Genomic DNA, 11,640 nt, shown 5'->3' on the forward strand with positions numbered 1-11,640 from the left:
GCGGCCGAAGGCGCCTTCCCCGACGCCCCCCTCGCCAGCAGTCTCACCGAGGACGACGGCCGGCCCAGGCGCTTCGCCTACCCGCCGCAGCTGGTCGTCGTCGACGGCGGTCAGCCGCAGGTCGCGGCCGCCCAGCGGGCCCTGGACGAGCTGGGCATCGACGACATCGCCGTGTGCGGCCTCGCCAAGCGCCTGGAGGAGGTCTGGCTGCCCGGCGACGACGACCCCGTCGTCCTGCCCCGTACCAGCGAGGGCCTCTACCTGCTGCAACGCGTGCGCGACGAGGCACACCGGTTCGCCATCACCTACCAGCGCAGCAAGCGCGCCAAGCGCATCCGCTCCAGCCCCCTGGACGACGTCCCCGGGCTGGGCGAGACACGCAAACAGGCGCTGATCAAGCACTTCGGTTCGGTGAAGAGGCTTCGATCCGCGACAATCGACCAGATCTGTGAGGTTCCGGGCATAGGCCGCAAGACGGCCGAGGCGATCGCCGTGGCTCTCGCCCGGACGGCCCCGGCCGCACCCGCCGTGAACACGGCGACTGGAGAGATCATGGATGACGTGGAAGACGGCGCACCCGGGACGACGGCGGGTGCTCCAGGGGAGCCCGTGCCCACGGGTGCCCCGGACGAGCGACGGGGGCAGGAGAGATGACCGAGCACGAGAAGCAGTACACGGACCGGCGAGATCAGGAACCCGAGGAAGCCCGCACGGTGACCGACGAGGACCGCACGCGGCGGGACGCGCCGCAGGACGAGGGAGCGCAGGCGGGTACGGCCGGCGAGGCCGGCGGTGCCACGGAGGCGGCCATCCCCGAACTGGTGATCATCTCGGGCATGTCCGGAGCCGGACGCTCGACGGCGGCGAAGTGCCTGGAGGACCTCGGCTGGTTCGTGGTCGACAACCTCCCGCCCGCGCTGATCCCCACCATGGTGGAGCTCGGTGCCCGCTCGCAGGGCAACGTGGCGCGGATCGCCGTCGTCGTCGACGTACGCGGCCGGCGCTTCTTCGACAATCTGCGCGAGTCCCTCGCCGACCTCGACACCAGGGGCGTGACCCGGCGGATCGTCTTCCTGGAGTCGTCCGACGAGGCCCTGGTGCGCCGCTTCGAGTCGGTGCGCCGCCCGCACCCCCTCCAGGGCGACGGCCGGATCGTCGACGGCATCGCCGCCGAGCGTGAACTGCTGCGCGAGCTGCGCGGCGACGCCGACCTGGTGATCGACACCTCCAGCCTGAACGTGCACGAGCTTCGCGCCAAGATGGACGCCCAGTTCGCGGGCGAGGAGGAGCCGGAGCTGCGGGCCACCGTCATGTCCTTCGGCTACAAGTACGGCCTGCCGGTCGACGCCGACCTGGTCGTCGACTGCCGCTTCCTGCCCAACCCGCACTGGGTGCCGGAGCTGCGCCCGTTCACCGGCCTCAACGAGGAGGTGTCGGGCTACGTCTTCAACCAGCCCGGCGCCAAGGAGTTCCTCGACCGGTACGCGGAGCTTCTCCAGCTGATCGCGACCGGCTACCGGCGCGAGGGCAAGCGGTACGTGACCATCGCGGTCGGCTGCACCGGCGGCAAGCACCGCTCGGTCGCGATGTCGGAGAAGCTCGCCGCGCGCCTGGCGGCCGAGGGTGTGGAGACGGTGGTCGTGCACCGGGACATGGGACGGGAATGACGGGACGTACGTTGCGGCTGAGCCGGCTGCGCAAGGCCACCCCCGAGGGGCGTGGCGGCCGGCTCACCGAGCCCCGGGGGGGCCGGGCCCGCCGCCGGGGCACCCAGCCCAAGGTGGTCGCCCTCGGCGGCGGCATGGGGCTGTCCGCCTCGCTCGCCGCGCTGCGCCGGATCACCGGTGACCTCACCGCCGTCGTCACCGTGGCCGACGACGGCGGTTCCAGCGGCCGGCTCCGCGACGAGTTGGGCGTGCTGCCGCCCGGCGATCTGCGCAAGGCGCTCGCCGCGCTGTGCGGTGACGACGACTGGGGCCAGACCTGGGCCCGGGTCATCCAGCACCGCTTCCAGTCCGGCGGCGAGATGCACGGCCATGCGGTCGGCAACCTGCTGATCGTCGCCCTGTGGGAGCAGCTCGGCGACCACGTCCTCGCCCTCGACCTGGTCGGCAAGCTGCTCGGTGCGCACGGGCGCGTGCTGCCCATGTCCGCCGTGCCGCTGCAGCTCCAGGCGCTGGTGAAGGGGCACGACCGGGAGCGGCCCGACGACATCGACACCGTGCGCGGGCAGGCGACCGTCGCCCTCACCCCGGGCGAGGTGCAGTCCGTGCATCTGGTGCCCAACGACCCGCCCGCCGTCCCGGAGGCCGTCGCGGCGGTCCTGGACGCGGACTGGGTGGTGCTCGGGCCCGGCTCCTGGTTCTCCTCGGTCATCCCGCACCTGCTCGTCCCCGAACTGCTGGACGCCCTCTCGGAGACGAAGGCACGCCGGGTACTGTCGCTGAACCTCGCCCCGCAGCCCGGAGAAACCGAAGGCTTCTCCCCGCAGCGTCATTTGGAGGTTTTGGGACGACACGCCCCTAAACTCGCCCTGGACGTGGTGCTGGCCGACGAGGCCGCCGTGCCCGACCGCGACTCACTGACCGACGCCGCCAAGCGTTTCGGGGCCGCGGTCGAGCTGGCGCCGGTGGCCCGGACGGACGGAACTCCGCGGCACGACCCGGAGCTGCTGGCCGCCGCGTACGACCGTATTTTTCGGATGCATGGAAGGATCGGCCCATGGCGATGACGGCAGCGGTGAAGGACGAGATCTCCCGGCTCCCCGTCACCCGGACCTGCTGCAGGAAGGCGGAGGTCTCCGCCATTCTGCGGTTCGCCGGCGGCCTCCACCTGGTCAGCGGGCGCATCGTGATCGAGGCGGAGCTGGACACCTCGATGGCCGCCCGGCGGCTCAAGCGGGACATCCTGGAGATCTTCGGGCACAGCTCGGAGCTGATCGTGATGGCTCCGGGCGGCCTGCGGCGCGGCTCGCGCTACGTCGTCCGGGTCGTCGCCGGTGGCGACCAGCTGGCCCGCCAGACGGGCCTGGTCGACGGCCGGGGCCGTCCGATCCGGGGTCTGCCGCCGCAGGTGGTCTCGGGGGCCACCTGCGACGCGGAGGCCGCCTGGCGCGGGGCCTTCCTGGCGCACGGTTCGCTCACCGAGCCCGGCCGCAGTTCCTCCCTCGAGGTGACCTGCCCGGGACCCGAGGCGGCGCTCGCCCTGGTCGGCGCCGCGCGCCGGCTGTCGATCGCCGCGAAGGCCCGCGAGGTGCGCGGCGTGGACCGGGTCGTGGTCCGCGACGGTGACGCGATCGGCGCGCTGCTGACCCGTCTCGGTGCCCATGAGTCGGTGCTGGCCTGGGAGGAGCGGCGGATGCGCCGCGAGGTGCGGGCCACCGCCAACCGGCTCGCCAACTTCGACGACGCCAACCTGCGGCGCTCCGCCCGCGCTGCGGTCGCCGCCGGGGCCCGGGTGCAGCGCGCGCTGGAGATCCTCGCCGACGACGTCCCCGAGCACCTCGCGGCCGCCGGCCGGCTGCGCATGGAGCACAAGCAGGCCTCGCTGGAGGAGCTGGGCGCGCTCGCCGACCCGCCGCTGACCAAGGACGCCGTCGCGGGCCGTATCCGCCGCCTGCTGGCGATGGCCGACAAGCGGGCGTCGGACCTGGGCATCCCGGGCACGGAGGCGAACCTCAGCGAGGAACTGGCGGACAATCTCGCCGGGTGACGCCGCGTCGGACACACCGGTGCCGACCCCTGCTCCCGCAGGCCCGGCACCGGCGTCACGACGGCCCCACCCGGCGCCCGGGCAGCCGCGGCCCGCCGCCCTCAACGCCCTTGAGGCACTCTTGACTTGACCATGATCTGTCATGAACCTGGCATCCATTCGCCACTGTGGCGAACCACCGCAAGGGGGGCTCATGAGACGAAGAGCGAGATCGATCCTCGCCGCCGGCGCGCTCCTGCTGGGCGGCCTCACCCTGGCACCCTCGGCACTGGCCGACGACAAGGCGTCCGAACCGGACACCGAAGAGGTCAAGGTCTTCCGCGCCGACGTCACCAGGCAGCAGGTGCCGCTGCTGCTCGCCACCGGACAGGACAGCCACGAACTCGGTGAGCAGATCCCCGACAAGGGCACCGCCACCGTCGAGGTCTACCTCACCGACAAGCAGGCCCGGAAGCTGGAGCGGCAGGGCGTCGACCTGACGGAGCACAAGCTCTCGGCGCAGGCACGCGCGCGCGTGGCGGCCGCGGGCGACGGGGTCTTCCGGCCGTACAGCGGCAGGGGCAACCTCAAGGAAGAGATCCTCAGGACCGGCCGGGAGCACCCGTCCCTGACCAAGGTCGTCTCCCTCGGCAAGACCCTCCAGGGCCAGGACATCCTCGCCCTGAAGCTCACCAAGAACGCCAAGCGGACGAAGGACGGTGCCAAGCCCTCCGTCCTCTACCTCTCCAACCAGCACGCGCGCGAGTGGATCACCCCGGAGATGACCCGGCGGCTGATGCACCACTATCTCGACAACTACGCCACCGACAAGCGCGTCAAGAAGATCGTCGACACCACCGAACTGTGGTTCGTGCTGTCCGCCAACCCGGACGGCTACGACTGGACGCACCACCCCGACGGCGACCGCCAGTGGCGCAAGAACATGCGCGACAACAACGGCGACGGCGCCCACACCATCGGCGACGGCGTCGACCTCAACCGCAACTTCGCCTACAAGTGGGGCTACGACGACGAGGGTTCGTCCCCGTACCCGACCAGCCAGACCTACCGCGGCCCCGGACCGAACTCCGAGCCCGAGACGAAGGCACTGGACGCCTTCGAACGGCGGATCGGCTTCGAGTACGGCATCAACTACCACTCCGCCGCAGAACTGCTGCTGTACGGCGTCGGATGGCAGGTCGCCACACCGACCCCCGACGACGTCCTCTACAAGTCCCTGGCCGGTACGCCGGACAACTCCGCGATCCCGGGCTACCATCCGCAGCTCTCCTCCGAGCTGTACACCACCAACGGCGAGGCGGACGGCCACGCGGCGAACATCCACGGCACGGCGATGTTCACCCCGGAGATGTCCACCTGCCAGACCGTGTCGAACGTCGACCCGGACGACGCCTGGAACCCGGCCGACTGCGAGTCGATCTTCACCTTCCCGGACGACGAGAAGCTGATCCAGCAGGAGTTCGTGAAGAACGTGCCGTTCGCGCTCTCGGTCGCCGAGTCCGCCGCCCGCCCGGACCGGCCGCGCTCCTCCGTCGGCGTCGACGCCCCCGACTTCACACCGGCGCCGTTCACGACGTCGTACTCGCGCGGCGCGGACCAGGAGGTCTCCGTCGTCGCCCGCAAGTCGGTGCGCGACAAGGAGCTCAAGTACCGCGTCAACGGCGGCCGTACGCACGACATGCGGCTGAGGCCCTGGAAGGGCGGCGAGACGTACGGCGGTGAGGACAACCTCCACTTCGACGAGTACCGGGCGAAGGTGGCCGACGGCGTGCCCGGGGACGAGGTCGAGGTCTGGTTCACCGGCGAGAGGCGGTCCGGCAAGCGCACCGGGAGCGAGCACTTCACCTACACGATCGCCCAGCGGCCGCGTGCCGACGTGCTCGTGGTCGCCGAGGAGGGCGCGCCCGCGACCCACGCGCAGAAGTACGTCGACGCGCTGAGGGCCAACGGGGAGCGGGCCGTGGTCTGGGACGTCGCCACCCAGGGCGCCCCGGACGCGCTCGGTGTGCTGACGCACTTCGACACGGTGGTCCACTACACAGGCGCCGTCCGCCCGGGCGTCGCCACCCAGCTCCAGCTGCGCGCCTTCCTCAACGAGGGCGGCAGGCTGATCGAGGCGGGCGAGACGGCCGGCGGTTCGGTCGACCTCGGCGGGGGCACCCTGTCGAACGACTTCAGCCAGTACTACCTCGGCGCCTACAGCCGTACGTCCCTCCCTGCCGTCACCGGCTTCACCGGAAGCGGCGCCCTCGGCGGCCTCACGGCCCCGCTCGGCGACGCGCCCGGCAACCCGCTGAACACGGCCGGTTCGTTCGGGGTCACCTCCGACACCCTGCCCGTGGAGACCTTCCCGCAGTTCGAGAGCGCGGGAGCGGGCCAGTACCCGGGGACGGTCAACCCCTACGGGCCGTTCGAGGGCGCGTCCATGGCGGCCGTCACGCACTCCGACTACGCCTGGAGCCGCCTGACCCGTACGGTCGACCTCACCTCGGTGAGCGCGGCCGACGCCCCGGCCCTTCGCACCCGGCTGCTGTGGGACACCGAGGCCGGCTACGACCACGCCGTGCTGGAGGCGCGCACGGCGGGGGCCGACGACTGGACCACGCTCCCGGACAAGGGCGGCTCCACCGGCACCGCCGTGCCCACCGAGTGCGAGGCCGGCTTCTTCCTCCAGGCGCACCCCGCGCTCAAGCGGTATCTGACCCTCGGTGCGGACGGCTGCACGCCCTCCGGGACCAGCGGCTCCTGGAACAGCTTCACCGGTGCCGCCGACGGCTGGCAGCAGGTGGAGTTCGACCTCTCCGCCTACGCCGGGAAGACGGTGGAGGTCTCCCTCAGCTACATCACCGACCCCGGCTCCGGCGGTCACGGAGTCCTCGCCGACAACGCCACCGTCGTCATCGAAGGCGCGGCGGGGCCGGCCGACGGCTTCGAGACCTCGCTCGGCGCCTGGACCACCCCCGGCCCGCCCGCGGGCAGCCCGGCGGTGGTCGCGGACTGGGGTCTGTCCGGGGAACTGTTCAAGACATATGGAGCGGTCACCACGGACGACACGGTCCTGCTCGGTTTCGGCCTGGAACACGTCACCTCCGCGGCGGACCGCCGGGCCCTGATCGGAGAGGCGCTCGCCGCGCTCGACCGCTGAACACCAGGTCAACGACCGCCCACCATCCGTAGTCATATCGGGTGATCCGGCCGCACGGCCGGGGCGGTCCGTACCCCTACTGGCGGGTACGGACCGCCCTGCCGTGTATGGGCCGTCTCGATGTCACTCCAGGGGCCGCGGGGAGGTAGGGTCGTAGGCGGTCGGGGACATCCCATACAGCTCGCCGGCATCAACGGCCGGCGTACCAACGAGGAGATCGGTTCGTGACGATCCGCGTAGGCATCAACGGCTTTGGCCGCATCGGTCGTAACTACTTCCGCGCGCTGCTGGAGCAGGGTGCTGACATCGAGATCGTGGCTGTCAACGACCTGGGTGACACCGCGACCACCGCTCACCTGCTCAAGTACGACACCATCCTGGGCCGCCTCAAGCACGAGGTGACGCACACCGCCGACACCATCACCGTGGACGGCCACACCATCAAGGTGCTCTCCGAGCGCAACCCCGCCGACATCCCGTGGGGCGAGCTGGGCGTCGACATCGTCATCGAGTCGACCGGCATCTTCACCAAGAAGGAAGACGCCGCCAAGCACCTCGCCGGTGGCGCGAAGAAGGTCCTCATCTCGGCCCCGGCCAAGGACGAGGACATCACCATCGTGATGGGCGTCAACCAGGACAAGTACGACCCGGCGAACCACCACGTCATCTCCAACGCCTCCTGCACCACCAACTGCGTGGCGCCGATGGCGAAGGTGCTCGACGAGAACTTCGGCATCGTCAAGGGCCTGATGACGACGGTCCACGCGTACACGAACGACCAGCGCATCCTGGACTTCCCGCACAAGGACCTGCGCCGCGCCCGCGCCGCCGCCGAGAACATCATCCCGACCACGACGGGCGCCGCGAAGGCCACCGCCCTGGTCCTGCCGCAGCTCAAGGGCAAGCTGGACGGCATCGCCATGCGCGTCCCGGTCCCGACCGGCTCGGCCACCGACCTGGTCGTGACGCTCCAGCGCGAGGTCACCAAGGACGAGGTCAACGCCGCGTTCAAGAAGGCCGCCGACGACGGCGACCTCAAGGGCTACCTCGCCTACACCGAGGACGAGATCGTCTCCTCGGACATCGTCGGCGACCCGGCCTCGTGCACCTTCGACTCCTCCCTGACCATGGTCCAGGAGGGCAACTCGGTGAAGATCCTCGGCTGGTACGACAACGAGTGGGGCTACGCGAACCGCCTCGTCGACCTCACGGTCTTCGTCGGCAACCAGCTCTGAGCAGCTTTTCGCAGGCATCTCGACGTGAGACCAGGGCTCGGGCAGCGCACGCCGCGTTGCCCGAGCCCTGACTCGCGTACAGATCGACCAGCCCACTCGTATCGAGAGCCCTTCCCAGGAGCCCCTTCATGAAGACGATCGACGAGCTTCTCTCGGATGGCGTGGCCGGCAAGCGGGTCTTCGTCCGCGCCGACCTCAACGTGCCGCTGGACGGCACCACCATCACCGACGACGGCCGCATCCGCGCCGTGCTGCCCACCGTCAAGGCGCTTGCCGAGGCGGGCGCCCGCGTGGTCGTCGCCTCGCACCTGGGCCGCCCCAAGGGTGCCCCGGACCCCGCCTTCTCGCTCGCCCCGGCCGCCGCGCGGCTCGGTGAACTCCTCGGCGCGGACGTCCGCTTCGCCGGCGACACGGTCGGAGAATCCGCGCAGGCCACCGTCGCCTCCCTCGCCGACGGCCAGGTCGCGGTGATCGAGAACCTGCGTTTCAACGCCGGGGAGACGAGCAAGGACGACGCCGAGCGCGCCGCCTTCGCCGACCGGCTCGCCGCCCTCGCCGACGTCTACGTCGGTGACGGCTTCGGCGCGGTGCACCGCAAGCACGCCTCGGTCTTCGACCTCCCCGCCCGGCTGCCGCACTACGCCGGCCACCTCATCGCCACCGAGGTCGGCGTCCTGAAGAAGCTCACCGAGGACGTCAAGCGGCCCTACGTCGTCGCCCTCGGCGGCGCCAAGGTCTCCGACAAGCTCGCCGTGATCGACCAGCTGCTCGGCAAGGCCGACCGCCTGCTCATCGGCGGCGGCATGGCGTACACCTTCCTGAAGGCCAAGGGCTACGAGGTCGGCATCTCCCTGCTCCAGGAGGACCAGATCCCGGTCGTCAAGGAGTACATGGAGCGGGCCGGGAAGAGCGGCGTCGAGCTCGTCCTCCCGGTGGACGTCCTGGTCGCCCCCGAGTTCCCGGACCTGAAGACCAAGGCCCCGGCCAACCCCACGACCGTCGCCGCGGACGCCATCCCGGCCGACCAGGAGGGCCTCGACATCGGTCCGGAGACCCGCAAGCTGTACGCATCGAAGCTCGCCGACGCCGCCACCGTCTTCTGGAACGGCCCCATGGGCGTCTTCGAGCACCCCGACTACGCCGAGGGCACCAAGGCGGTAGCCCAGGCACTCATCGACTCCCCGGGCTTCACCGTGGTCGGCGGCGGCGACTCCGCGGCCGCCGTGCGGACCCTGGGCTTCGACGAGGCCGCATTCGGCCACATCTCGACCGGTGGCGGCGCCTCCCTCGAATACCTCGAGGGCAAGACGCTCCCCGGCCTCGCCGCACTGGAGGACTGACCGTGAGTACGCGCACGCCGCTGATGGCGGGCAACTGGAAGATGAACCTCAACCACCTCGAGGCCATCGCCCATGTCCAGAAGCTCGCCTTCGCCCTGGCCGACAAGGACCACGAGGCCGTCGAGGTCGCCGTCCTGCCCCCCTTCACCGACCTCCGGTCCGTGCAGACCCTGGTCGACGGCGACAAGCTGAAGATCAAGTACGGTGCGCAGGACCTCTCGGCGCACGACTCCGGCGCGTACACCGGTGAGATCTCCGGCTCGATGCTGGCCAAGCTGAAGTGCACCTTCGTGGCGGTCGGCCACAGCGAGCGCCGGCAGTACCACGGCGAGACCGACGAGCTGGTGAACGCCAAGGTCAAGGCGGCCTTCAAGCACGACCTCACGCCGATCATGTGCGTCGGTGAGGAGCTGGAGGTGCGCGAGGCGGGCAACCACGTCGCGCACACGCTGGCCCAGGTCGAGGGCGGTCTGAAGGACCTCCCGTCCGAGCAGGCCGAGACGATCGTGGTCGCCTACGAGCCGGTGTGGGCCATCGGCACCGGCAAGGTCTGCGGAGCCGAGGACGCCCAGGAGGTCTGCGCCGCCATCCGCGGCAAGATCGCCGAGCTGTACTCCCAGGAGGTGGCCGACAAGGTCCGCATCCAGTACGGCGGCTCCGTGAAGTCCGGGAACGTCGCGGAGATCATGGCGCAGGCCGACATCGACGGCGCGCTGGTCGGCGGCGCCTCGCTGGACGCGGACGAGTTCGTCAAGATCGTGCGCTTCCGCGACCAGTGAGCGGCCCCGGGCCGATCAGTGAGTAGGCGCTAGCGACGATCCGTCGTACCCTTGCGGGGGCATGGCTGTCACGCCGTGCCCCCGTCGTCCATCCGTTTCCGAGGAAGTTGGTCCAGCCGTGGTTTTGGGGTTCTCGATCGCCCTGATCGTCTTCAGCCTGCTGCTGATGCTGCTGGTGCTGATGCACAAGGGGAAGGGCGGCGGCCTCTCCGACATGTTCGGTGGCGGCATGCAGTCGTCCGTCGGCGGCTCCTCCGTCGCCGAGCGCAACCTCGACCGGATCACCGTGGTGGTCGGTCTGATGTGGCTCGCGTGCATCATCGTGCTGGGCGTCCTGATGAAGATCAACAGCTGAACCGCCCACGCGTTTCGCACGTAACGCCCCATGTCCGGTACGCGCAGCTGAGCGCGGCCTATCATGGGGCTTGCGTCTACGTGTGGGGGGTTGTAACTCCAATCACTGGACGCGCGTTGGGCCTTACGTAGACTGAGGCGCTCGCAGCGAAGCGAAACGCCGACTCGCTTTGCGGCACCATCACGCAGGGAGTTACGACCGTGGCAAGTGGCAACGCGATCCGAGGAAGCCGGGTCGGGGCGGGGCCGATGGGCGAGGCCGAGCGGGGCGAGTCCGCGCCCCGACTGCGCATCTCCTTCTGGTGCTCCAACGGGCACGAGACGCAGCCCAGCTTCGCCAGCGACGCGCAGGTCCCCGACACCTGGGACTGCCCGCGCTGCGGCTTCCCTGCCGGTCAGGACCGGGACAACCCCCCGGACCCGCCGCGCACCGAGCCCTACAAGACGCACCTCGCCTATGTGCGCGAGCGCCGCAGCGACGCGGACGGCGAGGCGATCCTCGCCGAGGCGCTCGCCAAACTGCGGGGCGAGATCTAGAAGTTGACCCGGCCGGGCACCGAGCGGTGCCCGGCCGGATCTGCCTGGTCCAACGGCCGTCGGCACCCTGGTGGCTGACACCTGTGGTCACGGTGGACGTACCTGTTGTTGCACGGCATGACGACGCGACGACAGCTCACGTCCACCCCTGATCAACTAGGTTGGGACCATGAACGCAGACGGCCGTACCAGGCTGAATCAGACACCCGAGTGGACCGCTCTGGCCAAGCACCGTGAGGAGTTCGCGGACACCCATCTGCGGGATCTGTTCGCGGCGGACCCGGGGCGCGGTTCCGGCTACACGCTCCAGGTCGGTGACCTGCACATCGACTACTCCAAGCACCTCGTCACCGACGAGACGCTGCGGCTGCTGCGTGAGCTGGCGGCCGCGACGGATGTCTTCGGGCTGCGGGACGCGATGTTCCGGGGCGAGAGGATCAACACCACCGAGAACCGGGCGGTGCTGCACACCGCGCTGCGCGCGCCCCGGGAGGCGGTGGTCGAGGTCGACGGCGAGAACGTGGTGCCGGGTGTGCACG

The 11,640-nt window shown here is 70.5% G+C and carries 10 protein-coding genes and 1 pseudogene; all 11 read left to right on the top strand.

Going from position 1 to position 11,640, the window contains the following annotated elements; all coding sequences use genetic code 11:
- On the top strand, positions 1 to 654 hold a 654-nt coding region (locus ACGF8A_RS31040), incomplete at its 5' end, for a helix-hairpin-helix domain-containing protein (RefSeq protein ID WP_393113579.1).
- Complete coding sequence (gene rapZ, locus ACGF8A_RS31045; protein WP_393113580.1) at positions 651 to 1,667, top strand: RNase adapter RapZ; 1,017 nt, start codon at positions 651 to 653, stop codon at positions 1,665 to 1,667. The genes ACGF8A_RS31040 and rapZ, both read left to right, overlap by 4 nt.
- Positions 1,664 to 2,731: a uridine diphosphate-N-acetylglucosamine-binding protein YvcK gene (gene yvcK / locus ACGF8A_RS31050; protein WP_393113582.1), complete on the top strand. Its 1,068-nt coding sequence runs from the start codon at positions 1,664 to 1,666 to the stop codon at positions 2,729 to 2,731. Before rapZ ends, yvcK begins: the two co-directional genes overlap by 4 nt.
- The gene (gene whiA, locus ACGF8A_RS31055) at positions 2,722 to 3,711 is read left to right on the top strand and encodes a DNA-binding protein WhiA (protein ID WP_393113583.1); all 990 of its coding nucleotides are present in this window, start codon (positions 2,722 to 2,724) and stop codon (positions 3,709 to 3,711) included. The genes yvcK and whiA overlap by 10 nt, the downstream gene beginning before the upstream one ends.
- Positions 3,712 to 3,904: 193 nt before the next feature.
- Positions 3,905 to 6,856 (top strand): M14 family zinc carboxypeptidase, encoded by a 2,952-nt coding sequence (locus tag ACGF8A_RS31060; RefSeq protein ID WP_393113584.1) that lies wholly within the window; start codon positions 3,905 to 3,907, stop codon positions 6,854 to 6,856.
- A gap of 224 nt (positions 6,857 to 7,080) precedes the next feature.
- A complete protein-coding gene (gene gap / locus ACGF8A_RS31065; protein WP_393113585.1) occupies positions 7,081 to 8,091 on the top strand; it encodes a type I glyceraldehyde-3-phosphate dehydrogenase in 1,011 nt (336 codons plus the stop codon).
- Positions 8,092 to 8,219: 128 nt separating this feature from the next.
- Positions 8,220 to 9,431: a phosphoglycerate kinase gene (locus tag ACGF8A_RS31070; protein ID WP_393113586.1), complete on the top strand. Its 1,212-nt coding sequence runs from the start codon at positions 8,220 to 8,222 to the stop codon at positions 9,429 to 9,431.
- A gap of 2 nt (positions 9,432 to 9,433) precedes the next feature.
- A complete protein-coding gene (gene tpiA, locus ACGF8A_RS31075; RefSeq protein ID WP_393113587.1) occupies positions 9,434 to 10,210 on the top strand; it encodes a triose-phosphate isomerase in 777 nt (258 codons plus the stop codon).
- 118 nt (positions 10,211 to 10,328) lie between these two features.
- A complete protein-coding gene (secG, locus tag ACGF8A_RS31080; protein ID WP_393113588.1) occupies positions 10,329 to 10,565 on the top strand; it encodes a preprotein translocase subunit SecG in 237 nt (78 codons plus the stop codon).
- 200 nt (positions 10,566 to 10,765) lie between these two features.
- Entirely contained in the window at positions 10,766 to 11,101 is a 336-nt protein-coding gene (locus ACGF8A_RS31085) for an RNA polymerase-binding protein RbpA (protein ID WP_003957010.1), read from the top strand.
- A gap of 169 nt (positions 11,102 to 11,270) precedes the next feature.
- Positions 11,271 to 11,640, top strand: a pseudogene (locus ACGF8A_RS31090) (glucose-6-phosphate isomerase); the annotation flags it as partial.

Origin of the sequence: Streptomyces sp. NPDC047706 (genome assembly GCF_043204795.1) — a bacterium.
Lineage (GTDB): Bacteria > Actinomycetota > Actinomycetes > Streptomycetales > Streptomycetaceae > Streptomyces.